Genomic DNA, 24,725 nt, shown 5'->3' with positions numbered 1-24,725 from the left:
AGCGCTCTCACACGGTTCAACCGCGGCTGGACGGCTGGAATCGAGCAAACAGCCTATGACCGAACGTTTTCATTGAGGCCGAAACCAAATGAGGAACGCGAGCGCCCCTGCGGATTTTCAAAGATCCTCATCAACTCGGCGCTGGCCCCACACCGTGCGTCGGCCGGTGTGAAGACGGCTGGTACCCGGCTCCGCCTGAGCGGCCGGCCGAGGATGACCAGCCGTGCAGCGTCTGCCGCGGTGGATGGCTCCTGCCCGGCCGCGGGCCCAGCCCTCACAACCCCGACAACGATCGGCCCGGGGACGATCAGACGCATGCCTCGTCCACGGCCGCGGACCGTACCCCGGCCCAAGCGGTCGTCTACCGGCCCCACACCCCGAATGCGAGGGCCATGGCGACACCTGCGGCCGTCCCGCCGCCGACCCCTACACCCGATGCCCCACCTGCCTGGGCTGGCCCCGCTGCGCCTGCGGCGCCCCCTACGATCCCAACAAAGCAGACGTCTGCCGGGCCTGTTCTGCTGGATAAGGAGCGCGGGACGCGTCAGTGCCCCCGGAGCAGTCGACAGGACCCAGACGGCTGAACAGCGCGGTGAGTCCCTGGTGGCCCGTAGGAGATCACGAGTGAATCAGCTTCCTGACAGCACCGGACCCCAGGCCCCCGGTCACCCAGTGGACCTCGCGCGCGTCGCTCTCCATCGTGCTCGCGAAGACGCCGCGCGGACGTTTCCATCCCCACACCCGCACCCATGACCATCTGATCGCCGACGGACGGCTATCGAACAGGGCCGCGCTCATCGACCAGAACAGTCGGCTCCGACAGGAACACGTCCGGGTCGACGGGCCCATAGGCAACGTTGAACGTGTCGAGCCAGTATGACCAGTCCCGTATTCCGGCGGCGCTACTGAACCGATAGTTCAACTGCCAACGAACCCACTGCCCTGGGCCCAGGCGCACCGCCGGCGGCCGCCGCGGGCGCGGCGGCAAACCGAACAATGGCTCCACACGCGTCAGTACCCGGAGCCGATCGCCCTCGTCTCGCAAACTGAGTCCGAGCTTGCGCAAGTCCGTCGCGCTCTCGTGCGGCTCGAAACCGTCACGTTCGGACATCTGGATTACCTGGGCGAAGAAAGGCGGCACCGGTGACACCCGGAACCCCGTTGGCGCTGAGTTCCTACGGGCAGCAGCGTCACCGCCCCTGGAGTGCTTCGTCCAGGACGTCCTGATCCACTGCACCGTGATCTCCACGGCAACCGCCTTTCGCCCGGGAGACTACGGCGACCACAGCCTGATCGTCACCCTGGTTTCGGCGCGGGCCTGCTCTCGCTGAACGCCATCAACATCGCAGTCGGAGAAACGACATGCTGCGGGAGACAAAACTCCGCCAACATCACGTGAGACTGGGTGAGAAGCTCCAGTTCAGAGGGATGCCCTGCGACGCGAGCCGCGCGATCCTACATGCTGTGTGGAGCCTCGCGATCAGTAGGTGAGAACGGTCAGCGACGGAGTGCTGACCACAGAACATTGATCTCACTGAGGTTTTCTCAGCGAAGATCATTTCCAGGTTGTGTTGAGTACGAGTGCGGCGCGGGCGATATCGCCGATCCGGCTCGGGCTGAGGGAAACGTGCCTGAGTGCGCGCCAGCGTTCCTTGAGTTCGGCAGCGGCCCGTTCGCCGAGGGCGCGCAGGTCTCTGATCAGGGTGTTCGTAGTTCGGTTATCGACGTGGAGGGCATGCTCAGATTTTCCCCTGGGGCGGCGGACCGAGACATGTATGCCGATGCCGGCGCCGATGTAGCCCTTGTCGGCGAGGGTGCCGTCCAGGATGACGTGGGATATGTCTTGCCGCCGGCAATCTGTCAGGACTTCGTGCAAGTAGCGGTAGCCGGTGGCCTGGGAAACGCCTGCGCCGCGGGCCAGGCAGTGCACGCAGCCGCGCTCGCGGAACCAGCGCAGGACCAGCACGGACTGGCGGAACGGACCAAGGGCTCGGCTGCCGCGTGGGGTTCCCAGTCGACGGCGATGGGTGGCCAGGAGGCGGGCGAGGTACACCACGACGTGGCGTGGGACGTCGAGCGTGGCAACATAGGTGATCAACGTGAAGCCTCTGTGCTTACGGACATGATCTTGTGGTGAGACCTGTCCTACCAGGGGCTTCGCGGATGTCCACAGCCGGGTACGCAACGCGGCGGACCTGGATCAGAGCGCGATGAGACCTGCGTTTGTCGGCTTGAACCCGCAGGCGTCGAAGTAGAACGCCCGTAGGTCGTCATCGAAGTCGACGTGCAACCATTCGCATTTGGCGGCACGGGCCTCTCGGGCAGCCACGGCGATGAGTTCGGCCCCGATCCCGGAGCGTCGGTGGTTCCCCGCGACCATGGTGTCCAGGATGAAGGCGTGGACGTCACCGTCCCACGCAACGTTCACGAAGCCGACGAGGTCACCGCCGAAGCGTGCACAGACCCAGCCGAGGCTGTGGCGGTGCACCTGGGTCAGCCAATCAACCTCGAGCGTCCGATGGTTGAAGCCCTCGGCGTGCAGTGCGTTGACGGCTGCGTTGTCGAAGTCGCCCCGCCACTCATACGTGATCGTCATGGCGTGAGCGTAGCTCGCCAGTCTCGCCCATCAGCCCTCCTCCACAGCAGAGCTGGAAATGATCACCGCTGAGAAAACCTCACTGGTCGCCCGCTTCGGCGGGATCCCGCTCAAACGACAACGCACAGCGACCCTCACCGATCTGAAACCCGTCATGGCCAGCAGCAAACGCAATGAGCTGATCCATCGGCTCCTTGCAGAATGCTGCGAGATATGCGAATCCCGGACGCAGTTGGAAGTCCACCACGTCCGGAAGCTCGCTGATCTCAACCGGCCTGGACGGCGAGAGAAACCGGCATGGGTTCGTCTCATGGCTATGCGACGGCGAAAGACCCTGGTGATCTGCCGACGCTGCCATGAAGACATTCACGCCGGGCGGCCCACCGCTCTTAAACGGACGTGATCACTGGAGAGCGGAATGCGGGGAAACTCGCCCGTTCCGTTCGGGAAGGGGCCGTCGGAAAAGGACCCGCGCCACGGGCACCTCGTCGGCGGCCTACTTCACTCGGAGGGAGGCCGTGCGGAAAAGGACCTGCCCGGAGCAGGCACCTCGCCGCGCGGCCTACCCAACCAACCGGCTCAAGGGCTTCCGCGGGATCGCCACCAGATACGAGAAGACCGCCACTTCCTACGAAGCGGCGGTCACCCTCGCATCGTTCCTGCTCTGGGCAAGATCCGTTTGAAGACGGACCCTAAAGCGTGTTGCACATGGCCGTGAACTGGACATCTCCCGTGTATGGCTGGGGTGTTGAGGGCTGAGCGGGTGTGGGTGGAGACGTTCACCGGGCTACGGCTGGATCAGTTCGGGCGGCTGCTGAGGGCGGTCCGGGAGCGTGGCGGTAAGGGCTGTGGGTGGGGCCGCCCGTGGCGGCTGCCGTTGCCGGAACGGGTGCTGCTGGTGGCCGTGTACTACCGCACGAACCTCACCATGCGGCAGCTCGCGCCGTTGTTCGGGATCTCGTCGGCCACCGTGTGCCGGGTCATCCAGCGCCTTGGTCCGTTGCTCGCGCTCGAGCCGGTGCGCACGCCGCAGCAGGCGGCCGACCGGTTGTGGATCGTGGACGGGACGTTGGTCCCGGTCCGCGATCGGACGGTGGGCACGTCTTCGCGCAACTACCGGTTTTCGGCGAACGTGCAGGTCATCGTGGACGCGGACACACGCCTGGTGATTGCTACAGCTCGCCCGGTGCCGGGCACCACCGCGGATGCGCATGCCTGGCGGGAGTCCGGTCTGGCCGAGCACTGCCAGGGTGTGACCGTGCTCGGTGACGGTGCCCACATCAACACCGGCCTGATCGTCCCGCACCGCAAACGGCACGGACGGCCGCTGCTGAAAGGCGAGGAAGAGGACAATGCCGCGCACCGCAAGGTCCGCGCCCGAGTGGAGCATGCGATCGGCCGGATGAAGAACCACAAGATCCTCCGCGACTGCCGACAGCACGGCAACGGCCTCCATCACGCCGTCCAAGCCGTCGCCCACATGCACAACCTCGCCCACAGCATGAGCCGACCGCGCCACCCCCGCAGCTCAGGCTGCCAGTTCACGGCCATGTGCAACACGCTTTAAGTCGCCGCCACTCGCCGCTAGGACGTCCGGCCGCCGAAGACCTCGGCCACTTCGGGGATGCGGTCGATGTAGCCGTCGAGCAGCTTGCGGCCGACGGTCACCGAGTCGACCAGCGGGTGGAGGGAGAACGCCTTCGCGGCATCGGTCCGGGAGCCGGTGACAGCGGCGCTGATGGTGAGCCGCTCGACCGCCTTGACCTGCTGCATCAGGCCTGCTTGGTGCAGGTCGGGCTGGGTGATGGTGTGCGGGTGGACACCGCCCGCGTCAACGGTCACGGGCACCTCGACGACGGCGTCGTGGGGAAGGACGGAGACGGTGGTTCCGTTGCGCACGTTGAGGATCATCGTGGCGCGTTCATTGCGGCTGATCGCGGCCATCACCGCGAGGGCGACCCCGGCATACCCCTGGTGCGCGGGGTCCGGCCGGAAGTCCTCGTCCGGTTGGGCCTCTCCCTGGACGGCGCCCTTCGCCTCGGCCATGTAGTTGGCGCTGCGGTCGGCGATGGTCTTCCGCCACAGCGACACGGCCGCGCCCCCGGCGGCCTCCGTCACCCGCTGGTAGAACTCCTGCTGCTGGCGGGCGAGGAACTCGCCGCGGGTCTGCGGAGCGTCGAGGATGGACCGCACGGCCTCGCGGTTGAAGTAGTAGTAGTACAGGTACTCGTTGGGGATCAGGCCGAGGTCGCGCAGCCACTCGCGCCCGAAGACAACGCCCTCCTCCAGGTCGCCGAGGCGCTCGTCGGCGAGCAGCCGGGGCAGGATGTCCTCGCCGTCGTGCAGCACGCGGCGCATCCAGCCGAGGTGGTTGAGACCGACGTAGTCGAACTGGGCCCGGGACGGGTCGAGGCCGAGGGTCGTGGCGATGCGGCGGCCCAGACCTGACGGCGTGTCGCAGATGCCGAGGACCCGATCGCCGAGAACGCTCTGCATCGCCTCGGTGATCATGCCGGCCGGGTTGGTGAAGTTGATGACGTAGGCGTGCGGGGCCAACCGCCGCACCCGGTGCGCGATGTCGAGCATGACGGGGATGGTGCGCAGCCCATAGGCCAGACCACCCGGGCCGGTGGTCTCCTGACCGAGGACGTCGAGGTCGAGGGCGACCCGCTCGTCACACATCCGCCCCGTCAGCCCGCCCACGCGGATGGCGGCGAACACGAAGTCGCTGCCCTCCAGGGCGTCGTCGAGCGACGTGGTGACCGTCACCCTGGGCGCTTCCGCATGGCCGTCGGCGAACTGGGCGAGCACTTCGGCCATGGCCTTGAGCCGGGCCGGGTCGGTGTCGTACAGCCACACATCGTCGATACGGGGGGAGCCCTGATCGTGCAGCAGGGCCTGGTAGACGTATGGCACGCGGAATCCGCCGCCGCCGAGGACGGTCAACTTCATGCGAGTATCACCTTTCCGTCCGCCTCGCGGCAGAGCTGGAGCGTGTTGGGGTCGGCACCGCTGGTGGTGATCAGGACGTCGAGATCGGAGAGCGAGCACACGCGCAGCGATCCGGTGCCGGGGAACTTGGTCTCGGCGGCGACCAGGACGACCTTCCCGGCCGTCTCGATCATGGCCTGTTTCAGGGGGGCCTCGACGGCCATGTTGTCCACCACATGGCCGTTCGGCCGCACTCCGGTGCAGCTCAGGAAGAGCAGGTCGGCGCTGACCTGGCGGAGTGCCTGCTCGGTGAGGGAGCCGACCAGGGACTGGTAGTTGCGGCGCAGCACACCACCGAGCATCACCAGCCGTACGGCGTCGTCGTCGCGGAGTTCGTCGAGCACCGGCAGGCTGCTGGTGATGACGGTGACGGGACGGCCCCGCAGTCGGCGGGCGATGGCCAGGGGAGTGGTTCCGATATCGAGGACGATCACGCTGTCGTCCTCGACCAGCTTCACGGCCTCCTCGGCCATCGCGTCCTTCAGCGCCTCGTCGCGCGAGATGACCACGTCGAACGGAATCTCTTTCTCCGTCTCCGCGCCGGCGGCTTCCGCGGTTCCGCGCAGTGACAGGGCCGCTCCGCCATAAGTGCGGACCAGCTCGCCGTTGCGGTCGAGGAGGGTCAGGTCCCGGCGAATCGTGGACTCGCTGACCTGGAGGTTTTCGGCGAGCTCGCGTACCGAGGCCACTCCGGTGGACCGGAGTGACTCGACGATCTTCGCATGTCGTTTGCGTGAGGTCACGCATTGACGATAGCACCGCATGACTGAAGTCAGCCATATCGAGCAGAGACATTCTCGTTGCTGATCGACTCTTGTCATTCCCTAGGGGTGATGCTCATAGTTGAGCACTTCACCGTGGTCGCACCGGAAAGAGGCGGTCTCCGTGCTCGACGTGCTCTTCGCGGGCGAGGTCTTCTGCGACCTCGTCTTCGGCGGCATCCCCCACCTGCCCACCCCAGGAACCGAGGTGTACGCCGACCGGTTCGCCGTCTCCCCCGGGGGAACCGCGAACCGCGCCGTCGCCACCGCCCGCCTCGGACTGCGGACCGGGATCCTGGGTGTGATCGGCACCGACCTCTTCGGCGAGCACCTCGCCGCCCGGCTCGCGGCCGAGAAGAACCTGGACCCGACCTGGCTGCGCCGCGACCCCGCCGTGCAGACCCCGGTCACGGTCGCGGTGACCCAGGAACACGACCGCGCCTTCCTCACCTACGAGGAGAAGGGGGCCCTGCGCCCTGAGGTGTGGGAGGGCGAACTGCCCGCCGTCCGCTTCCTGCAACTCGGGATCGGACGGCCGCTGCCCGCCTGGGCGGCCGAGTTCCGCGCCCGCGGCACCCGTGTGGTGGGCGGCGTCGGCTGGGACCCCACCGAACAGTGGTCACGGGATCTGCTCACCCGGCTCGCCGAGGTCGACGTGTTCGTCTGCAATGCCGTCGAGGCGACGAGCTACACCCGCACGGGGACGGTCGAGGAGGCCGTGAAGGTACTCGCCGACCATGTGCCCGACGTCGTCGTGACCGATGGCGGGCACGGCGCGGTCGCGGTGGACGGCGACACCGGCGAGCTGATCCGGGTCGCCGTACCCCGGGTGCCGGCCGTCGATCCCACCGGCGCCGGTGATGTGTTCACCGCGGGACTGATCACCGGCCTGAACCACGACTGGCCCCTCGCCACCCGGCTCCGCTTCGCCGGACTGTGCGCCGCCCTGTCGGTGCAGAGCCTGGGCGGCGCGAACAGCGCACCGCACTGGGACGCGATCGACGCCTTCCTCGAACGCACCCCCCGGATTCCGGACGCGGACCTCATCCGCATCCGTGCGATCAAGCCGTAGGAGGTGTCCGACAGATCTTGACGCCTGCGGCGGGCCGCTCCCCTCCCCGCCCCTTCCCACGCAGCGTCGATGTGCGGCACCGCCGCGTGGGGGCTCCGCCCCCAGACCCCGGGGTCCAGGGGCGAAGCCCCTGGTAACGGGGAGGGGAAGGCCCCCGGGCGGCCGCACCCAAGCATCAACCGCACCCCCAACCCCGGGCGGCCGTACCCCCAGCACCAACCGCACCCCCAGCACCAGGAGGACCACCCCATGGTCGAGAGAACCCCACGACAGCCCCGTCGGCGCCTCATAGCCGCGGCGGCGCTCGCCACCGGTGTCCTGACCGGTGTCGCGGCCTGCTCCCCCGGCCCGAGCGACGGGTCGGCCACCAGCGCCAAGACCTCGGGTCCGGTCGCCACCGACCCCGCCAAGGCCGGGAAGGTCACCCTCACCGTGTGGGACCAGAACACCGACCCGGGCGCCAACGCCTCCACCGAGGCGCTCAACAAGGCGTTCATGGCGAAGTACCCGAACATCACCATCAAGCGCGTCTCCCGGTCCTTCACCGACCTCAAGACCACGCTGAAACTCGCGCTGTCCTCCGCCAACCCGCCCGACGTCGTCCAGGCGAACCAGGGCTACCCCGACATGGGCGCCTTCGTGAAGGCCAAGCTGCTGCAGCCGGTGGACCGCTACGCCAAGGCCTACGGCTGGGACACCGCCTTCCCGTCCCAGCTGCTCGACCTCAACCGCTTCACCCTCGACGGCAAGACCTGGGAGACCGGCAATCTGTACGGCGTCTCACAGACCGGTGAGATCATCGGCATCTACTACAACAAGGCCAAGCTGAAGTCGCTCGGCCTGCCTCTGCCCACCACGCTCACCGGCTTCGAGACCGCACTGGCCAAGGCCAAGGCGTCGGGCCTGCAGCCCCTTTCCTACGGCGACTCCGACAAGAGTCCCGGCATCCACATCTTCGGCGTCATCCAGGCCCTCGCCGCCGGCAAGCCCGAGGTCCGCAAGCTCGTCTTCGACGAGGGCGACGCCAAGTGGACGGACTCCGGCACCCTCAAGGCCGCGACCACGCTGCGCCGCTGGGCCGACAAGGGGTACCTGGGCTCCGGCTTCAACGGCAAGAGCAAGGACCAGGCCGTCGCCTCCTTCGGCCAGGGCAAGTCCGTGTTCCTCCTGGAGGGCACCTGGCAGTCGGCCGCCCTCGCCCCGAAGATGAAGAAGAACGTCGGCTTCACCGCGCTCAGCCCCGCCGCCGGGCAGCCCCCGCTCACCCAGGGCGGCGAGGGCCTCGCGTGGTCCGTGACCTCCAAGTCCAAGCACCCGGACGTCGCCGGCGCGTACATCGACTTCCTCGTCAACAAGAACGGCATGAAGGCCGCCGCCACCCACGGCAACCTGCCGGCCCTTCCACCGGCCGACTACAAGCCGACGCCCGGCACCGTCGACGCGGACATCCTCACCCGGTGGAAGGCCGTGAGTGAGAAGGACGGACTGCTTCCCTACCTCGACTACACCACCCCGACCTTCTACGACACCCTCACCGCCGCCGTCCAGGAGCTGACCGCCGGACACCTCACCCCCAAGGCGTTCACCAGCCGACTCCAGTCCGACTACTCGTCCTTCCAGAACAGCAGGTAGACCCCAAACGCCATGGCCGCCACCGCACACCGCCCGACGGCACGCAAGCGCCCGGCCGGCGCCCCCACCCGGGAGCCGGTCCGGCGCCGCGGCCGCGTCGTCCAGTGGAAGGGCTACCTCTACGCCCTTCCCGCCCTGATCGTCCTCACGGTCTTCCTGCTGGTCCCGCTCGGCCAGCTGGTGCAGATCTCCCTCTTCCACTGGGACGGAATCTCCGTCTCCACATGGGCGGGGTTCGACAACTACACCGAGATCGCCCGCGACCCGCGGCTGCGCGCGGGCTTCCTCCACTCCTTCATCCTGATCCTGTTCTTCTCCGTCATCCCGATCGCGCTCGCGCTGATGCTCGCCGCGGTCACCACGCGGGCCGGCCGGCTGCGCGGCGTCTCCGTCTTCCGCGCGATGATCTTCCTGCCGCAGGTGGTCGCCATGGTCGTGACCGCCACCGCCTGGACGGCGATCTACGCTCCCGACGGCGTGCTCAACACCGCGCTGCGCGCCATCAGACTGGAGTCGGTCGCCCGCCCCTGGCTCGGCGACTTCTCCACCGCCCTGCCCGCCGTCGGACTCATCGGCACCTGGCTGGAGATCGGCCTGTGCCTGGTGCTGTTCATCGCCGGCATCGGGCAGATCCCGGCGGAGCTGTACGAGGCGGCGAAGCTGGACGGGGCAGGCCCGGTGCGGGAGTTCTTCGCCGTCACCCTGCCCGGACTGCGCGGGCAGATCACCGTCGCGCTCACCCTCACCGTGATCGCCGCCCTGCGCACCTTCGACCTGGTGTACGTCGCCACCCACGGCGGCCCGGGCAACGCCACCAGCCTGCCCGCCTACGAGGTCTACAACCGGGCCTTCGGCACCGGCCAGGTCGGCTCGGCCTGCGCCATCGCCGTCACCCTGACCGCGGTGATCCTCCTTCTCACCTTCCTGATCACCAAGGTCCAGCCACAGGAGGACCAGACGTGATCTCCGCCCGCGAACGCGTGCTCAACTACGCCATCCTCATCCTCTTCGCCGCGCTGGCCCTGCTGCCGCTGATCGGCGTGGTGTCGTCCGCGCTGACCCCCGCCGCGGAGTCCGGGCCCTCCTTCACCTGGCCTGACCACCTGGACCTCGGCAACTTCGCCACCGCCTGGCGCCAGGGCCACTTCGCCACGTATCTGACCTCCAGCCTGCTGGTCGCGGTCTCGGTGGTGGTTCTGACGGCCGTCCTGGCGATCCTGGCGGGCTTCTCCTTCGCGCACTTCGACTACCCCGGCCGGTCAGCCCTCTTCTACATCACCCTCATCGGGCTGATGGTGCCGCCCGAGGCCTTCGTCATCCCGCTCTACTTCAACCTGCGCGACACCGGACTCACCGACTCCTACTGGTCGCTGATCCTCCCGCAGACCGCCCAGTCCCTCGCCTTCGGCGTCTTCTGGATGCGCAACTTCTTCCGCTCGGTGCCGGTCAGCGTCATCGAGGCGGCGCGCCTGGACGGGGCGTCCGACTGGCGGCTGCTGTGGCGGATCCTGGTGCCCACCAGCCGTCCGGCGCTGCTGACGATGGCGATGCTGGTGTTCATGTGGACCTGGAACGAGTTCCTGCTCCCGCTGGTCATGATCACCGACGAGAGCAAGCGCACCGCACCGCTCGGCCTGGCCTTCTTCCAGAGCGAGCACACCACCCAGTACTCCGTGCTGGCGGCCGCGTCCATCATCGTCGCCCTGCCGGTCGTCGCCTCGTATGTCTTCCTGCAGCGGCACTTCATCTCGGGCATGCTCTCCGGCGCGGTGAAGGGCTGAAACACCACTGAACCGAACGAATGGCCGGGGGTCGCCGCGCCGGTGCGGCGACCCCCGGCCAGGTCGCGATCACGGGGCAGCAGAAAGTCGGGCCACTCGACCCATGCGCGCTCCCACCCCAGCTCCCCGTCATGCCGCTCGCGCAGCCGGGTGGACCCCAGATACAGCCCGAACCCGGGCAGCGGTCCCTCCGGCCGTGGATGCCGCAGACCGCGCCCCCGAACCCATGAGCCGTCCGGCAGCCGCAGGGCACCCGCCAGCGGAGCGTCACTCATCGGGCCCCGCCCCCGATCCGAAGCGCTCGACCATCGCCGACACGGCGTCAGTGTCCTTACACATACGTTCACTCTGGCCGCGCATCGCACTTACCGCAAAGGGCTTGAGTCGTGTGAGGATGTGGCGATGGCGTGGCTGGGGAAATGCGGGTGGCTTGGGAAAGGCGGGAAACGGACGGTCGGGCTCACGGCCGCGGCGAGTGCGGCGCTGGCGCTGACCGCCTGCGGCCCGGGTGGCTCCGGCGACGGGGACTCCGGGGACCGCGAGGCGAAGTACAGACGCGTCATCGAAGACCCTCACCCGCGCCCGGCCGATGTCATCGAGGCGGCCGGGGCACCCACCGATGTGGCCCGCGCGAACGACGGCTCGCTGCTCCTGACGTACCTGGCGAGCAACGTCGAGGACGACGAGGGGCCGGCCGCCACCGCCTGGCGCATCGTCGGCCCCGACGGCCATACGGTCGCCGAGCACGCGGAACACGCGGACGCGGAGGACGCGCAACCCGCGTTCAAGGGGGTGCGCGGGGGCTTCGTACGGGTGCCGCCGGGCGAGGGAGCGGAGGGAGCGTACGCCCTCGACGTACGCGGCAAGCGGCACAAGGCCGTCATCACCGAGACCCCGTCGCCCACCCGCCCCGGCGATGTCCTACTCGCCGAACTGGAGCCGACCCTCATCTACCGCCCCGCCACCCGCACCGTGGCGCCCCCGGCCGGAGCGCCGGACTACGCCATCCGCTTCGCCGTCGACGAACGGGGCACCGCCTGGAGCCTGGACCAGCCCCTGACCGAAGCCCCCAACCGCGTCGTATGGCAGCGCGACGGTCACACCCTTGGTTCCAGAGCCGTCCCGAAGCCGTACGCGGGGGGCATCCTCGCCACGCGGGGTGGCACCGCGGCGCTGTCCCTCATCCGGGGCGAGCGCGTGCGCGGCCTGTTGCTGACGACGGACGGCGGCGAACACTGGCGGACGGTCCTCGCCGGCGGCATTCCCTGGAGGGAGCTGAAGCGCGGCCCGGAGTCGCTGGTCCTGGAGTCGCTCGCGGACGGTCGGCTGCTCGTCGGCGAGGAAGGCGGCCGCTACTGGCTCGCCGACGACCGCGCCAACAGCGCCTTCCACGAATTGAAGACACCGGCGGCATTCACATCGTTGACCGTCGACGGCACGACGCTCTACGGCATCGCGGACGCGACGACGGCGACGTACGACCTGGTGAAGGACGAAGGGCTATGGATCTCTCGCGACGGTGGACGCGAATGGCACCGCCACGAGCAGCGCGGATAAGGACCCCGGTACGCGAGGCGCGACCGCGCGCATGAGCGACCGCGCACACGGGCGTCCGGGACAACGAGAACCGACTACACCTCGTCGGCGACGAACAGCTCGAGGTGCCCGCACTTGGGGCAGCGGTACGCCACTATCTGCCGCCGGGTCCGGCCTATCCGCTTGGCACCCCCGAACAATCCCCGCTCCATCGCGCCCTCGATCCAGCGCGCGTACCCGCGCGAGTGCTCGCCAGCGTCCTCGATGAAACCTTCCGCCAGACCGACGGTGCCGCAGTGGGTGCACGTGTAGTCGTTCATGCCGTGAGTGTAGGAGGCCAGGACGGACCCGTAGCCGTCGGCCCCTGCCCGGCTGGGACGACGGAGGTCCAGGCCCCATCAGGTGGACGTCATGCGTGATGCCGGCATGGCCCACACCCGGACCGTCTCATCTCCGCCTCCGCTCGCGAGGAGTCAGCTCGTCGCAGAAGACGTCGAGGGGGTCAGGGTCGGCTCAGAAGCTGACGCCGTCGGGGATCTTGAAAATCGGAGTCGTCCACTGTGGTCGACGTGCTGGTGAAGCGATGCGTTTCCCCTGATCAGAGCTTCTCAGTCAGGTTGGCGAGCCTCTGAGGGCCGCAGCGATGCATTGGTGACCGTTAGGCGAACGCTTCGTTCGTGTCGGCCGTTGTCCACGTGACTGGAGTGGCTGACGTGTCGATGGCGTTCACTCGTTCGTGGTGGCCGTGCCAGGAATCTCGGGTTCGGAGATGTGTGCGGGTGGGACGGTTGGCGTCCCGCGACTCCGAAGGACCCGAGATGTGTGTTCGCACCCGTACCGGCTGCGTGATTCCCGAGCTGACCGTGCGAGTCGCCCGGGCGAGCAACCCCAGGGGCACCACGGCCATGGCCATCCGTGACCATCTCAACGGCCTGTGGGACGACGAGGACTTCGAGGAGTGGTATCCGCGGGACGGCAAGCCGGGCCTGTCACCTGCCCAGTTGGCGACAGTGTCGGTCCTGCAGTTCCTGCTGGAGCTGTCCGACCGGCAGGCCGCCGAGTCCGTTCGCAACCGCATCGACTTCAAGTACGCAATGGGCATGGATCTGGAGGATCCTGGCTTCCACCACAGCGTCCTGGCCGACTTCCGTGAGCGCCTGACCGAGGAGGGCCGGGCCGACAAGCTGCTGGACCTCGCGCTGGAGAAGATCAGGGCCGTCGGCCTGGTCCGGGAACGCGGCCGGCAGCGCACCGACTCCACCCACGTCCTCGCCGCGGTACGGGACCTGACCCGCCTGGAGCTGGTCACCGAGGCCATGCGCGCCACCCTGGAGGAACTCGCACGCCGGGCTCCGCACGAGCTGGTGGGTCTCGTGACAGAGGACTGGGGCAAGCGCTACGGCCGCGCGGCCCGGCTCGGCAAGAACCCCTCCAAGCCCAAGACCCGGATCAAGGAGACCGGCGAGGATGTCCGCCTGCTCCTGCACGTCCACCGCTACCTGCCCGCCCTCCGTGGCGGCGAGCAGGTCCAGGCCCTGCGCCAGATCTTCGTGCAGAACTACTTCATCGACACCCAGGACCGCCCGAAGTGGCGGGAAACAGAGGGCGCCGGCCTGCCCCCTTAAGCCGTCGCCATCGTCTCGCCCTACGATCTGAGCGCCCGCTACGCGCGCCGCGGCGAGACCCGATGGAAGGGCTTCCTGGCGCACGTCACCGAAACCTGCGATCCCGACGCTCCGAGCGTGATCACCGACGTGACCACCACCAAGGCCGCCGTCCACGACACCAAGGCCCTTCCTGGCATCATGACCAACCTCAATCACCGGAACCTGCTCTCGAAGGAGCACTTCGTCGACGGCGGCTACCTCTCCGTCGCACTGAAACAGCAGGTCGCCCACGAACACGGCGTCGGCCTGGTCGGACCGATCCGAGCCAGGAGCACCCGCCAGTCCCGCAAGGGCACCGTCTTCCACCGCGAAGCCTTCACGATCAACTGGGACGCGAAGGAGGTCACCTGCCCGCAGGGCAACGTCAGCCGCCGGTGGTCGACACCGCCGTCTCGCGCCCTACGTCAATGTCGAGTTCTCCCCGGACGACTGCCGCCAGTGCCCGGTGAAGGCCGCCTGCACGCGCACCGACGCCCGGAAGGTCACCTTCCTGCCGCGCGAGCTCTACGACATCCAGTCCGAATCCCGGACCGAGCAGCAGACCCAGGAATGGCTATCACGCTACTCGCTGCGGGCAGCCGTCGAGAGCACGATCAGCGAGTTCGTCAACGGCCACGGCATGCGCCAGTGCCGCTACCGCAGCGAAGAGAAGGCCCACGTCCAGCACGTTCTGACCGCCATCGCGGTCAACCTCGAACGGATCGGCGTCCACCTACCGCCAGCACCCGCCCGGCAACCCCGGAACCCCACCGCACTCCAGGGCTTCCTCGACTGGCAGCACACCCCCCGGCCCCGGTCCAGGCGCGTCGCCACCCACCCCGCAGGCTGACTTGATCACTCTCAAGGTGATGCCCACCTTGCCCTGGACCCTGCTAAAAGCGATTCCAGCGAAGGACGAGCACTCAACCTGCGGCCGGGAGCGCGACCTCAGCTCGTCAAACCTCCATGATCACTGGGCAGGCCAGATGCAGCCGCCCAGAAGAAGACTTGCCCGCACCTGGGGGACGGCATTCGCGAGCGTTCGGCGAGGACGATCAGCGCACCGCGCAGTTCCGTGCTCAGATGGAAAAGCCGACGGCTGTACTGCCCACCCCTGTAGGTGTACAGCCGGAAGACCTTGACGGCGAGTTCGTCGCGGCCGTCGGCGAAGGTATCCGGAAGCCCGGCGAGCAGCTCGAAGTCGCATTTACCGGTCGCCGCGTCAGCCACCGCGCTCAGAGGCAGGAGGTCAAGCTCTGCGGCAGACACGGAAGTGTCGACCGCGACGGCATGAGCGGCCAGGGCCGCGAAGACCTCGATCAGCCGCTCGCCTTCCGTGATGTTGATGCCCCAGGCCCCTAGACGCTCGTGACGTCGGGCCTGGCGCCACGCCTCCTCATCCACCACAGGCAGCAGGACACGGCCCAGGTGCACGCAGCGACGCCACAGCATGTCGTGATCGGAGGCCACGGTCGACCCTCCCTAGGGCGAGTGGAACACCTGGGGCCGGAAACCAGCCCGACCGCCGCAGGCCCTCCAACTTCCCACTACGCACAGTGCACGTACAGAGCGGAAGCCAAGATCCCCGACAGCGTCACGACAGCGAGGCTCCATCCGCCCTCGAGCACGCAGGCATATCAACCAGAGACCTCCCGCACCGACATCCCGCTGTGACTGAGCCCGGCACCTGGCCCGGATGGACAACTCTGATGCTCAGAATCGGCCCGACGATGACGCCGAGCGCAAGCCGGCCCGCCTGCTCGTGTCGAGCAGTGGAACCCGTGCCGGGACCGCGGGTCCCACCCTGGCGTGAAGAGACCCGCGCAGCACAAGAGCGCCGGGCACCTGCTCATCGAAGATTTCGATCAACTGGTCGAAGACCGTCTAGTCCTCGTCGGCGCGCGCTGCGGCAGGCTGCGTCGGGACTGGCCGTCGGATGGTCGGCTACCGGGTCAAAATGGTCTTTCCGGTTCTGGGAATCAGCTACTGAGGTCGAACACGCCCCACGCGGTGAACGGCTCGGCCTGGACGTAGATCCTGCTTCCTCGGCCGACGACCCGCCGGCGGCCGGGGGCAGCGCCATCGGGCAGGGCGAGCAGGCCGACGTCCGTTGGCTCCACGGAGGTTTCGGTGAGCTCTCCGTGGGCGAGTCGGTCCCGCTCCTCGCCGTAGCCGCCGTAGAAGGCGACCCGATCGCCGTGGACGGCCACCGCATGGGCGCCCCGTACGCGGTTCGTCCACACTCTCACGGGCTGGTCGGGGCGGTTGGGGCGTATCTCGACGAGCGGGAAGTCCGTGTATGGGCACGTCCAGGCGGCGGTGCCCGACACGCTCAGGGCATAGCAGTCGAAGAGACCGGGGATGCGGGCGCCGTCTGACGTCCAGGCGAGTCGGCCCGTGGCGCTCCAGCGGCGGATTCCGGCGGGTTCTCGTCGAAGTGCCCGACCCAGATATGGCCGGACTCGTCCACGAGCAGGTGCTCGATGGCGTCCCCGACGGAGAAGGACGAGGTCTCGCGGCCGAGCGCGTCGAAGACCTGGACCTGGTCCGCGTCCTCGTACCGGCGGGAGCGAGACGCAGCGACGACGAACCCGCCGTCGGGCAGGCGGTCCAGGTGCGGCCAGCGGGCCCGTACGGCGCTCAACTCGGTGAGTTCGACGTTGCCGCCCGGATTGACGGAAACGACCAGCGCGTCGAAGGGCAGGACATCGCCGCCGGGCTGCGGAGCACGTTCGGCAAGCAGCCAGTGTGCGGCGCCGAAGACGTCGACGGTGCTGGTCAGGACGTGGCGGTCGTGGTGCGCTCGGGGCAGGTGGGCGTAGGGAACGAGGGCGATCTTCTGCACGGACGGCCTCTCCTGGGTGGGCGGTCACGGCCATCGGGCACTGCGGTGAGCGGCGGGCGGCGGCGCGCGAGCAGTGGAGAGCGGAGCGCCTAGGCCTGCGCGGGTGCCCTGGACGATGAGTTCGCGGATGAACTCGGCGAGCACGGCGACGACGTGGAAGACGAGCCGGCCGCCGGGGGTGGTGGTGTCGAGGTTCGGGCAAGCCGGTGCTGATCGTCAACCGGGACCCGACCCGCGGCGACCAGCACGCCGCCACCCGGATCGCGCTCCCCCTGGCAACAGCCCTCACCACCGTGGCCGGCCGACTGGGCATTCCCCGTCGACAGCGAGGCGGCGCCCGCGATCGACGGGCCACCTCACTGGAGCTGAGCCGAAGCCGGTGCGGGCCGGTCCGGAGGTATCTCGCGTTCCGCTCTCGCCGGTCAGCTCGCGCCCGTCTCGTCGGCCGGTGGGTCCGGGACCTCGTCGACCGGACGGTGTCCCGCCCCGGTGAGTCCTTCCCCGGCCGCGTCGGTGAAGGCGGCGATGGCCTCGTTTTGCCGGGTGGGAACCCAGACCACCGATGTCAGCCAGGCCAGGGGTGCGCCGTCCAGGGGACGCCAGACCAGGCCGGCGGCGAGCGGGGCGGTCGGGGGCTCGTTCAGGTGTATGCCCCGGCCCGCGAGCACCAGTCCGTGGACGAAGTCGGGGTTGCGGGCGTGCCGGATGGCGCCCGGCAGGAAGCCGCCGTCCCGGCATGCCAGCAGCATGTGGTCGTACAGTTGGGGCGCCATTACCCTCGGGAAGATCACCAGGGAGGCCCCGTCCAGGTCACGCAGCCGGACCGGTGCCTCGTCCTGGGCGCAGGGGTGGTCCTCGCGGAGTACCACTCCCAGGTCGCGCCGGGCCAGCGGGCCGGAGTCCAGTCCGACGGTGTCTGCGGGGTGGCGGACGACCCCGGCGTCCAGTTCGCCCTCGCGTAGCCGCACCAGTTGCTCCTCGGTGGTCAGTTCGTGCAGGTCGATGAGGACGTCGGGGGCACGCCGGGAGAAGCTTTCGGTGAGCGTGCGCAGCACGGGGGGTTTGGTGTCCGGCGGCACGCCGACGCGTAGGACACCGGCTTCGCCGGGCTGTAGCCGGCGCATCGCCTCGCGGGCGGTCTCGACACCGGCCAGGACGGGGCGGATGTGTTCCAGCAGCAGTGCGCCTGCCTCGGTCAGCTGGATCCGCGGCCGCCTCCGGTCGAACAGGCGCACGCCCAGTTCATGTTCCAGGTCGCGGATGCGCTGGGACAGCGGGGGCTGGGCCATGTGCAGGCGTTTCGCGGCCCGGCCGAAGTGCAGTTCCTCGGCGAGCACGGCGAAGTAACGCATGTGGCGCAGCTCCATCGGCCCACCATATCGCTGCGATATCGAGGGCAGTCCCGATTGATGTTGGCCAGCTCACATCCCCTGCTGTTTGCATGGTGGCCCACGGGGATTCCGATACCGGAGCACTCCCGTTCTTTCCCGGGTCCGCCGCCGTCCGCCGGCGGCCCGGCCGCCCACGCCTCAAGGAAGGGAACGCTGTCATGCCCTCATCCAGCACCGTCGTCGTCACCCGCCATCCCGTCCGTGCCGGCGACGCCGAGACCTATGTCGCCGAAGTGACGCTCGACCGTCCGGACAAGCTCAACGCCTGGACCGCCGCGATGCGCTCACATCTGGTGGCCGCCCTCGAGGCGGCCGGCACCGACGACCGGTGCCGTGCCATCGTCCTCACCGGCGCCGGACGGGCGTTCTGCGCGGGCCAGGACCTGGCGGAAACCGCTGCCATCGACCCCGACGACCATGCCGCCGCCAAGGAGTGGATCGACGACTTCGGGCGGCTGTTCCGGGCGGTGCGCGGGCTGGACAAGCCAGTCGTCGCCGCCGTGAACGGTGTAGCGGCCGGTTCCGGATTCCAGTTCGCGCTCCTCGCCGACCTGCGCATCGGACACGCGGGCGTGCGCATGGGCCAGCCCGAAGTCCTCTCCGGCATCCCCAGCATCACCGGTATCTGGGCCATGCTCGGCATCCTCGGCCGGGCAAAGACGGCCGAGTTCGCTCTCACCGGCCGGCTGGTGAACGGCGCGGAGGCGCAGCGGCTCGGACTGCTGAACCGTCTGGTCGACGAGGACCGGGTCAAGGAGGAGGCGCTGGCCGAGGCCGCCCACCTGGCGCAGTTGCCGCCCGGTGCCGTCGCGCTGACCAAGGGCAGGCTGCGCGAACTGGACGATGCCGGCCTGGACGAGGCGATCGACGCGGCCAAGAAGGTGCACGCCGCCGCCTACGCCACCGGAGAACCGCAACGCGAGATGGCCCGCTTCCTGTCCGGCCGTCGCCGCTGAACCCGCCCGCCCCGCATCGTCCCTCGTCAAGGAGTTGCCGTCATGTCCACCGGCGTCGTCACCGCCGAGCCCGCCCACGACGGCGAGGCCGCCTACCGCCGCCTCGTCGAAGACCACCACTGGAGCGTCCCCGAGCGGTACAACATGGCCGCCGACGTCGCCGACCGGCACCCCGGCGACCGGCCGGCGCTGATCTTCGAGGACCACACCGGCCACCGGGAGGAGGTCTCCTGGCAACAGGTCCAGGACCGCTCCCGGCAGATCGCCGCGCACCTGCACGCCCTCGGCGTACGCAAGGGAGACCGGGTGGGCGTGCTGCTGCCGCAGCGTCCCGACACCCCAGCCACCTATCTGGGCGTGCTGCGCACCGGCGCGATCCTGGTGACGATGTCGCTGCTGTGGGCCGACGAACCCATCCGCTACCGGCTCGCCGACTCCGGAGCCACGGTGCTCGTGACGGAGACCGCGGCCGTGCACCGCGCCGGCGGCTTCGACGGCACCGTCGTCGACGTGGACGATCCGGCGATCGCCGCCCGCGCACCGGAATTCACCACCGTGGACACCGCGGCCGACGACCCGGCGCTGATCTTCTACACCTCTGGCACGACCGGTGCCGCCAAGGGCATCGTGCACGCCCACCGCACCCTGCTCGGGCACAACGAGTTCCGTTACTGCCACGACCTGCGGCCCGGAGACGTGTTCTACGGCGCGGGCGACTGGGCGTGGTCGATGGCCAAGCTCATGGGCCCGCTGCGGGCGGGTGCCGTGCACCTGGTGTACCGGCCGGCCGCAGGGTTCGACCCGCCGGGCCTGCTGGCCGCCATGTCCCGCAACCGGGTCACCACCGCCCTGGTCAACCCGACGTTCCTGCGCAAGATGCGCCAAGAGGTGCCGGACGCCGGACGCCGCCACCGGCAGGCGCTGCGGGCGGTGTGCTGCTCCAACGAGCCGCTGACCGAGGACCTCATCGACTGGTTCCGCGAGCAGTTCGGCCTCACCCTGCTCGACTACTACGGTTCCACCGAGTCCTATCCGCTGCTGGGCAACTTCCCCGGCGTCCCCGTCAAGCCCGGATCCATGGGGCGTCCGCTGCCCGGCTGGGACGTCGCCCTGCTGGACGAGGACGGCCGCGAGGTGCCCGCGGGCGAGGCGGGCGAGATCTGCCTGCGGGCCGGATCCAACCCGCAGTACCCGCTCGGGTACTGGCAGCGCCCCGAGGCGTCGGCCGAGACGTTCGGCGGCACCTGGTACCACACCAAGGACCAGGCGGTGCGGGACGAGGACGGATACTTCTGGTTCCTCGGCCGCACCGACGACGTGATCAAGACTTCCGGGTACCGTGTCGGTCCATACGAAGTGGAAGCCGTCCTGCGCGATCACCCCGCCGTCGCCGATGCCGGCGTGGTGGGCGTCCCGGACTCGCTCCGCGGCCAGGCGGTCAAGGCATGGATCGAACTCGCACCCGGCCACCGGCCCTCCGAAGTCCTGGCCCGCGAGATCTCGGAGCACACCCGCAGGGCCCACTCCCGCTTCGCCTGTCCGCGGCTGATCGAGTTCATCGACGAACTGCCCCGCTCGGCCACCGGAAAGATCCAGCGGGCCGCCCTGCGCGCACGCGACCTCGGCACACCCACCCCCTCCCCCGCCGCAGGGACACCAAGCCGGAAGGACGGACCAAGATGACCAGCCACAGCCCCAGCAGCCCGCCCACCACCGACACTGACGGCGCCGTCCCCCCGCCCGGCCCGGCCGCCGCACCCGCAGCACGCCGGAAAGTGGCCGCGGCCACCGCGGTCGGCAACTTCGTCGAGTGGTTCGACTCGGGCGCCTACGCCGTCATGTCAGCCACCCTCGCCAGCCTGTTCTTCCCTGAGTACGACACCACCGCCGCCCTGTTGGCGACCTGGGCCATCTTCGCCGGCGGCTTCGTCGCCCGTCCGCTGGGCGCGGTGTTCTTCGGCCACTACGGCGACCGGATCGGCCGCAACCGGATGCTCGCGCTGAGCGTGCTGTGCATGAGCGGCTCGACACTGCTGATCGGGGTGCTGCCCAGCTATTCGGTCATCGGCATCACGGCACCGGTGCTGCTGTTCCTGCTGCGGGCGGTCCAGGGATTCTCCACCGGCGGCGAGTACACCGGCGCCTCCGCGTTCATCATGGAGTACGCCCCCGAAGGACGTCGCGCCCGCTACGCCAGCATCGTCCCGCTCACCGTGGGCCTCGCGTCGGTGGCCGGCGCCCTGACGGGACTGCTCATCACCACCTCGCTGGACGACGCCTCCCTGCACAGTTGGGGCTGGCGCATACCGTTCCTGCTGGCCGGGCCGCTCGGCCTGATCGGCCTGTATCTGCGCAGCCGGATCGAGGACACCCCGGTCTTCCGGTCCATGGAACGGCGCGAGGCGGTGCGCCACGCCCCGATCCGCGACGCGTGGCGGGTGTGCCGCCGTCAGGTGCTGACCCTGTTCGGGTACAGCATCACCAACGCCGTCGGCTACTACCTGATGAGCAGCTACCTGATCGCGTACATGTCGGAAGAGGTCGGCTACAGCAAGTCTCAGGCCATGCTGACGGGGTGTGTGGCGATGCTCGCCTACAGCGCCGCCTGCCCGTTCATGGCGGCGGCCAGCGACCGCTACGGACGCCGGCCGATGCTGTTCACCGCGTGCGCGGGCTTCGCCGTGTTCACCCTGCCCGCGTTCTGGCTGATCGGGACCTCCCTGGCAGGGGCGCTGGTGGGCACTGCGGTCCTGGCGGTGCTCGTCGCGGTGATCGGCACCTCGAACGTGCCCGCGATGGTCGAGATGTTCCCGGCCCAGTTGCGCGCGAGCGGATCGGCGCTCGGCTACACCGCCGCCTACGTGCTCTTCGGCGGCACCGCCCCGTTCGCAGCCACCGGTCTGGTCGCTCTCTTCGGCTCCCCGCTCGCCCCCGGCTTCTACCTGACGGGCCTGGCCGTCGTCTCGGCGCTGGTCGTCCGCTTCGCCTTCCGGGAGACGCTGCGGCTGCCGCTGACCCGCACGACCGTACTGGAGAGCTGACAGCCCCCGTCCCCGACGACCGGTGCGCCGGCCCGCAACTCATCCGCGGGCCGGCGCACCGGATGTAGCATCACCGTGCCGACGGGCAGCGACGGTCCTGTGCCGCTCGAAAAGTCCGTTGCCGCAGGTGGCGGAGGTGATGGGTCGTCGGCTGGGAGCATGACCGGATGTTCGTACGCCTGCTGTACAAGATGACCCGCAAGTTGATCTCCCTCCCATCGACGTTACTCCGCAACGATGCCGTGAAGGACGCGAAGCTACTCGTACTCCGCCACGAGAACGCGGTCCTGCGCCGATAGCTGACCCGACCAGTCAGCTACGAGCCAGCGGACCGGTTCTGCCTCGCAGCCCTGTCCGGACTCATACCCGGCCTGCGCGGCGCGAGGTCTTCCCGGTCGCCCTCGGTACCCTGCTGGGCCGGCACCGCAGGTTCATCGCCGCGAAGTGGGACTACAATGCGCGCAGACGCACCGGTCGACCACTACCGCCATGGCGGCCAAGAACCTCGTCCTGCGACTCGCCGATGAGAATCCGCGCTGGGGCCACCGGCGAACCCAGGGCGAGTTGGCCCGACTCGGACACCGGATCGCACCCTCGACGGTGTGGCAGATCCTGCACGCAGCGGGCATCGACCCGGCGCCGCGTCGCTCCGGTCCGACCTGGCGTGAGTTCCTCAGCTCGCAAGCCGAGGGCATCATCGCGGCGGACTTCTTCCACATCGACACCGCGCTCGGCGCCGCTTCCGGGCTCCGTGGACGGACGAAACGGGGAGCGGGCTAGCCAAGAGGGCGGCGGTAGCGCAACTTGTTGAGAGAGGCGCCGCCGGTGGAGTCCTCCACGGCTGCGCCGTCTGCGCCCCAGCCGGCGGCTTCGTAGAAGCGCCGGGCACGTTAGTTGTCTTCCAGGACCCATAAGGGTGGCCTGTGGGTAGTCGGCCTGTCCGAGAGCCGCCAACGTGGCCAGCATCAACTGCTTTCCGATCCCCCTGCCCCAGACCTCGGGCATCGCGTAGAGCGTGCCGATTTCCGCGGTGACAGGGATGTCCTGAGACGGGCCGAAACTTGCGAATCCGACGATCCCGGCCTCGGTTTCGGCTACCAGTACCCCCGACGATGGCCACCGTGTTTCCGCGATCCGTGTCTTCCACTCGGACTCTTCGCGGTTTGGGTCCATTGCGTCGAGGTAGTGCTGGGGAACAAGACCGGCAAAGGCCGCCTGCCAGGAGCGCACGTAGACACCGGCGACCGCTGACGCATCATCAGGCCATGTCTGTCGAATCTGCATGGCCGTCATTCTTCAAGTCCCGTCAGTCCGGCCCAAGTTCTTTTCCCGAAGGCGATGGTGAGTGCTCGGCTGTCTGTTCCAGGAGTGCCCGCGCCGAGTCCGCGTAGCGGATGGCGGTCTTCTCGTCGATGCCGAAGACCAATGCAAGGTGATTGGTGCGAAGCCAGTCCGCTCAGCACGGGCTCGCCGCAGCGCGCGAACGTGGCTGCTGTCCGCGCCGCCTTCACTCGCAGTTCCTCGATCGCGGCTTGCCCATCGCCGAAGGCTTCCTCCGGCTCGCGCATGGAGGAGCCTGCGTTCTGCTGTTCGATCGCGGCCGCGGTCCTCGGGTCGAGGACAGGTTCCGGCCTGCTGGCCTGGCAGGCGGCCAGCGCCCGCTGGTAGCCCGGCGACGCGGTTTCCCGCGTACGGACCGGCGCCTCGGGCGCGGCTGGCCGCAGGCCCGGGTCGGCGGCCGCCGAGGCGGAGCCAGCGTCGACGGATACGGGCGGCAGGACATGCAGGCTGCGCACGTTCGCGCCCGGTACCTCCGCGTTGGCGGCCGCGATCAGCTTCGGTGCGCTCCAGCGCAGCTTGGTGCCGTAGGCCGGGGCGTCGGGGACGACGTCCAGGCGGCCGGTGTCCGCATCGAACCGCACCGCGCGGGCATGACCGGTGAGTTCGGGGGCGGCCGTGGCCAGGTTGTCGTCCCACTGCGCGTGACGCCGCCGTCGGCGGCCGGGGCGGCTATGCCGCGCTCGGTCATCATCCAGGTGATCGCGGTGCTGAGTCCGAGCGGCTCGCGGCCGCCCCGCCGCCGGTGCGCCGCTTCGGCTTCTCCTTGCGGTGGCCGCGGTTCTCTTTCACCTGCTCGCGGGCGGCGGCCAGGGCTTGGCGGGCGAGGTCGACGCCGCTCGGCTCGGTGGTCATGCGATCACCGCCCCGACGCGTGGTGACGGCCCGGCGCTCGCACGGCGGCGGGCCGTCGAGCGGGAACCCGGGGTGATCGACTCTCCGCGCAAGCGGAGGTGAGCCTGGGCGGAGCACCGGCGGAGCCTGCTTCCCCTCGGTCTGCGGGCGAGCTGAGGCGGCCGCCATCCCGCTCATCGGCTTCCTGCGCGAGGTGGGCAACCTGGCCGACGACTCCGGGGATGATGACGGCGACGGCGGTGCAGCTTCCGGCACTCGGGCAGGTTGTCCCAGTCGGAATTGAT

The 24,725-nt window shown here is 69.1% G+C and carries 23 protein-coding genes and 5 pseudogenes; 14 read left to right on the top strand and 14 right to left on the bottom strand.

The window, feature by feature from the left end; translation table 11 throughout:
- Nucleotides 1-775 precede the first annotated feature (775 nt).
- The 3 genes from ACK1X7_RS47940 to ACK1X7_RS47930 all read right to left on the bottom strand — a co-directional run bounded on the left by ACK1X7_RS47940 (nt 776) and on the right by ACK1X7_RS47930 (nt 2,596).
- Nucleotides 776-1,249, bottom strand: a complete 474-nt coding sequence (locus tag ACK1X7_RS47940) for a hypothetical protein (protein WP_385157827.1) — start codon at nt 1,247-1,249, stop codon at nt 776-778.
- A 306-nt stretch (nt 1,250-1,555) separates the two neighbouring features.
- Nucleotides 1,556-2,098: a transposase family protein gene (locus ACK1X7_RS47935; protein ID WP_413116804.1), complete on the bottom strand. Its 543-nt coding sequence runs from the start codon at nt 2,096-2,098 to the stop codon at nt 1,556-1,558.
- A gap of 102 nt (nt 2,099-2,200) precedes the next feature.
- Nucleotides 2,201-2,596, bottom strand: a complete 396-nt coding sequence (locus ACK1X7_RS47930) for a GNAT family N-acetyltransferase (protein ID WP_382958509.1) — start codon at nt 2,594-2,596, stop codon at nt 2,201-2,203.
- 58 nt (nt 2,597-2,654) lie between these two features.
- On the opposite strand from ACK1X7_RS47930, the gene ACK1X7_RS47925 reads away from it, so the two are divergent.
- Entirely contained in the window at nt 2,655-2,999 is a 345-nt protein-coding gene (locus tag ACK1X7_RS47925; protein ID WP_383142654.1) for a hypothetical protein, read from the top strand.
- A gap of 333 nt (nt 3,000-3,332) precedes the next feature.
- Nucleotides 3,333-4,091 (top strand): annotated as a pseudogene (locus ACK1X7_RS47920) (transposase family protein); the annotation flags it as partial.
- Between the two features lie 89 nt (nt 4,092-4,180).
- On the opposite strand, the gene ACK1X7_RS47915 reads toward ACK1X7_RS47920, so the two are convergent.
- Nucleotides 4,181-5,548, bottom strand: a complete 1,368-nt coding sequence (locus tag ACK1X7_RS47915) for a 6-phospho-beta-glucosidase (protein WP_413116803.1) — start codon at nt 5,546-5,548, stop codon at nt 4,181-4,183.
- Nucleotides 5,545-6,330 carry a DeoR/GlpR family DNA-binding transcription regulator gene (locus ACK1X7_RS47910; protein WP_361495586.1) on the bottom strand — a complete coding sequence of 262 codons (786 nt, stop codon included), beginning with the start codon at nt 6,328-6,330 and terminating at the stop codon, nt 5,545-5,547. The genes ACK1X7_RS47915 and ACK1X7_RS47910 overlap by 4 nt, the downstream gene beginning before the upstream one ends.
- A gap of 100 nt (nt 6,331-6,430) precedes the next feature.
- On the opposite strand from ACK1X7_RS47910, the gene ACK1X7_RS47905 reads away from it, so the two are divergent.
- The 5 genes from ACK1X7_RS47905 (at nt 6,431) to ACK1X7_RS47885 (ending at nt 12,390) form a co-directional block, all read left to right on the top strand.
- Nucleotides 6,431-7,420, top strand: a complete 990-nt coding sequence (locus tag ACK1X7_RS47905) for a carbohydrate kinase family protein (RefSeq protein ID WP_390795743.1) — start codon at nt 6,431-6,433, stop codon at nt 7,418-7,420.
- A 249-nt stretch (nt 7,421-7,669) separates the two neighbouring features.
- Entirely contained in the window at nt 7,670-9,052 is a 1,383-nt protein-coding gene (locus ACK1X7_RS47900) for an extracellular solute-binding protein (RefSeq protein ID WP_413116802.1), read from the top strand.
- A 12-nt stretch (nt 9,053-9,064) separates the two neighbouring features.
- Entirely contained in the window at nt 9,065-10,015 is a 951-nt protein-coding gene (locus ACK1X7_RS47895; RefSeq protein ID WP_385158237.1) for a carbohydrate ABC transporter permease, read from the top strand.
- A complete protein-coding gene (locus tag ACK1X7_RS47890) occupies nt 10,012-10,833 on the top strand; it encodes a carbohydrate ABC transporter permease (RefSeq protein WP_390795742.1) in 822 nt (273 codons plus the stop codon). Before ACK1X7_RS47895 ends, ACK1X7_RS47890 begins: the two co-directional genes overlap by 4 nt.
- A 402-nt stretch (nt 10,834-11,235) precedes the next feature.
- On the top strand, nt 11,236-12,390 hold the full coding sequence (locus ACK1X7_RS47885; protein WP_385154008.1) for a hypothetical protein: 1,155 nt from the start codon (nt 11,236-11,238) through the stop codon (nt 12,388-12,390).
- 74 nt (nt 12,391-12,464) lie between these two features.
- On the opposite strand, the gene ACK1X7_RS47880 is transcribed toward ACK1X7_RS47885, so the two are convergent.
- Nucleotides 12,465-12,689 (bottom strand): hypothetical protein, encoded by a 225-nt coding sequence (locus ACK1X7_RS47880; RefSeq protein WP_216342068.1) that lies wholly within the window; start codon nt 12,687-12,689, stop codon nt 12,465-12,467.
- Nucleotides 12,690-13,187: 498 nt separating this feature from the next.
- On the opposite strand from ACK1X7_RS47880, the gene ACK1X7_RS47875 reads away from it, so the two are divergent.
- Together ACK1X7_RS47875 and ACK1X7_RS47870 are read left to right on the top strand one after the other, a co-directional pair.
- Nucleotides 13,188-13,994 carry a transposase gene (locus ACK1X7_RS47875; protein ID WP_413116801.1) on the top strand — a complete coding sequence of 269 codons (807 nt, stop codon included), beginning with the start codon at nt 13,188-13,190 and terminating at the stop codon, nt 13,992-13,994.
- 487 nt (nt 13,995-14,481) lie between these two features.
- Complete coding sequence (locus tag ACK1X7_RS47870; protein ID WP_413116800.1) at nt 14,482-14,865, top strand: transposase; 384 nt, start codon at nt 14,482-14,484, stop codon at nt 14,863-14,865.
- A 98-nt stretch (nt 14,866-14,963) separates the two neighbouring features.
- Here ACK1X7_RS47870 and ACK1X7_RS47865 read toward each other — a convergent pair whose 3' ends face one another.
- The 4 genes and pseudogenes from ACK1X7_RS47865 to ACK1X7_RS47850 form a co-directional block, all read right to left on the bottom strand.
- On the bottom strand, nt 14,964-15,485 hold the full coding sequence (locus tag ACK1X7_RS47865) for a hypothetical protein (protein WP_385154005.1): 522 nt from the start codon (nt 15,483-15,485) through the stop codon (nt 14,964-14,966).
- A 509-nt stretch (nt 15,486-15,994) separates the two neighbouring features.
- Nucleotides 15,995-16,345, bottom strand: coding sequence for a hypothetical protein (locus tag ACK1X7_RS47860; RefSeq protein ID WP_413116799.1), 351 nt, complete (start codon nt 16,343-16,345; stop codon nt 15,995-15,997).
- Between the two features lie 2 nt (nt 16,346-16,347).
- A complete protein-coding gene (locus ACK1X7_RS47855; RefSeq protein ID WP_413116798.1) occupies nt 16,348-16,860 on the bottom strand; it encodes a hypothetical protein in 513 nt (170 codons plus the stop codon).
- 84 nt (nt 16,861-16,944) lie between these two features.
- A pseudogene (locus ACK1X7_RS47850) lies at nt 16,945-17,052 on the bottom strand (recombinase family protein); the annotation flags it as partial.
- 2 nt (nt 17,053-17,054) lie between these two features.
- Between ACK1X7_RS47850 and ACK1X7_RS47845 the strand changes: the two are divergent.
- A pseudogene (locus tag ACK1X7_RS47845) lies at nt 17,055-17,183 on the top strand (NAD-dependent protein deacetylase 1); the annotation flags it as partial.
- Nucleotides 17,184-17,282: 99 nt separating this feature from the next.
- On the opposite strand, the gene ACK1X7_RS47840 reads toward ACK1X7_RS47845, so the two are convergent.
- A complete protein-coding gene (locus ACK1X7_RS47840; protein WP_078637977.1) occupies nt 17,283-18,227 on the bottom strand; it encodes a LysR family transcriptional regulator in 945 nt (314 codons plus the stop codon).
- Nucleotides 18,228-18,409: 182 nt separating this feature from the next.
- Between ACK1X7_RS47840 and ACK1X7_RS47835 the strand changes: the two genes are divergently transcribed.
- The 4 genes and pseudogenes from ACK1X7_RS47835 to ACK1X7_RS47820 form a co-directional block, all read left to right on the top strand.
- Entirely contained in the window at nt 18,410-19,207 is a 798-nt protein-coding gene (locus tag ACK1X7_RS47835) for an enoyl-CoA hydratase/isomerase family protein (protein ID WP_413116797.1), read from the top strand.
- Between the two features lie 42 nt (nt 19,208-19,249).
- Nucleotides 19,250-20,890 carry an acyl-CoA synthetase gene (locus ACK1X7_RS47830; RefSeq protein ID WP_413116796.1) on the top strand — a complete coding sequence of 547 codons (1,641 nt, stop codon included), beginning with the start codon at nt 19,250-19,252 and terminating at the stop codon, nt 20,888-20,890.
- Complete coding sequence (locus ACK1X7_RS47825) at nt 20,887-22,248, top strand: MFS transporter (protein ID WP_385153993.1); 1,362 nt, start codon at nt 20,887-20,889, stop codon at nt 22,246-22,248. The genes ACK1X7_RS47830 and ACK1X7_RS47825 overlap by 4 nt, the downstream gene beginning before the upstream one ends.
- A 299-nt stretch (nt 22,249-22,547) precedes the next feature.
- Nucleotides 22,548-22,983 (top strand): annotated as a pseudogene (locus ACK1X7_RS47820) (integrase core domain-containing protein); the annotation flags it as partial.
- A 261-nt stretch (nt 22,984-23,244) separates the two neighbouring features.
- Here ACK1X7_RS47820 and ACK1X7_RS47815 read toward each other — a convergent pair.
- From ACK1X7_RS47815 to ACK1X7_RS47805, 3 genes and pseudogenes are all read right to left on the bottom strand, one after another.
- Nucleotides 23,245-23,421, bottom strand: a pseudogene (locus ACK1X7_RS47815) (GNAT family N-acetyltransferase); the annotation flags it as partial.
- 116 nt (nt 23,422-23,537) lie between these two features.
- The gene (locus tag ACK1X7_RS47810) at nt 23,538-24,170 is read right to left on the bottom strand and encodes a hypothetical protein (protein WP_413116795.1); all 633 of its coding nucleotides are present in this window, start codon (nt 24,168-24,170) and stop codon (nt 23,538-23,540) included.
- Nucleotides 24,171-24,276: 106 nt separating this feature from the next.
- Nucleotides 24,277-24,441: a hypothetical protein gene (locus tag ACK1X7_RS47805; protein WP_382958485.1), complete on the bottom strand. Its 165-nt coding sequence runs from the start codon at nt 24,439-24,441 to the stop codon at nt 24,277-24,279.
- Between the last annotated feature and the right edge of the window lie 284 nt (nt 24,442-24,725).

It is taken from the genome of Streptomyces sp. CY-1, assembly GCF_047218265.1.
GTDB classification, from domain to species: Bacteria; Actinomycetota; Actinomycetes; order Streptomycetales; family Streptomycetaceae; genus Streptomyces; species Streptomyces niphimycinicus.
This window is presented reverse-complemented; position numbering and strand designations above follow the sequence as displayed.

What these genes read in the sequence shown, in the direction of transcription:
- ACK1X7_RS47880 (WP_216342068.1), bottom strand. Translation starts at nt 12,689, where the DNA reads ATGAACGACTACACGTGCACCCACTGCGGCACCGTCGGTCTGGCGGAA.
- ACK1X7_RS47835 (WP_413116797.1), top strand. Translation starts at nt 18,410, where the DNA reads ATGCCCTCATCCAGCACCGTCGTCGTCACCCGCCATCCCGTCCGTGCC.
- ACK1X7_RS47825 (WP_385153993.1), top strand. Translation starts at nt 20,887, where the DNA reads ATGACCAGCCACAGCCCCAGCAGCCCGCCCACCACCGACACTGACGGC.
- ACK1X7_RS47900 (WP_413116802.1), top strand. Translation starts at nt 7,670, where the DNA reads ATGGTCGAGAGAACCCCACGACAGCCCCGTCGGCGCCTCATAGCCGCG.
- ACK1X7_RS47925 (WP_383142654.1), top strand. Translation starts at nt 2,655, where the DNA reads ATGATCACCGCTGAGAAAACCTCACTGGTCGCCCGCTTCGGCGGGATC.
- ACK1X7_RS47830 (WP_413116796.1), top strand. Translation starts at nt 19,250, where the DNA reads ATGTCCACCGGCGTCGTCACCGCCGAGCCCGCCCACGACGGCGAGGCC.
- ACK1X7_RS47875 (WP_413116801.1), top strand. Translation starts at nt 13,188, where the DNA reads ATGTGTGTTCGCACCCGTACCGGCTGCGTGATTCCCGAGCTGACCGTG.
- ACK1X7_RS47895 (WP_385158237.1), top strand. Translation starts at nt 9,065, where the DNA reads ATGGCCGCCACCGCACACCGCCCGACGGCACGCAAGCGCCCGGCCGGC.
- ACK1X7_RS47805 (WP_382958485.1), bottom strand. Translation starts at nt 24,441, where the DNA reads ATGACCACCGAGCCGAGCGGCGTCGACCTCGCCCGCCAAGCCCTGGCC.
- ACK1X7_RS47930 (WP_382958509.1), bottom strand. Translation starts at nt 2,596, where the DNA reads ATGACGATCACGTATGAGTGGCGGGGCGACTTCGACAACGCAGCCGTC.
- ACK1X7_RS47885 (WP_385154008.1), top strand. Translation starts at nt 11,236, where the DNA reads ATGGCGTGGCTGGGGAAATGCGGGTGGCTTGGGAAAGGCGGGAAACGG.
- ACK1X7_RS47915 (WP_413116803.1), bottom strand. Translation starts at nt 5,548, where the DNA reads ATGAAGTTGACCGTCCTCGGCGGCGGCGGATTCCGCGTGCCATACGTC.
- ACK1X7_RS47840 (WP_078637977.1), bottom strand. Translation starts at nt 18,227, where the DNA reads ATGGAGCTGCGCCACATGCGTTACTTCGCCGTGCTCGCCGAGGAACTG.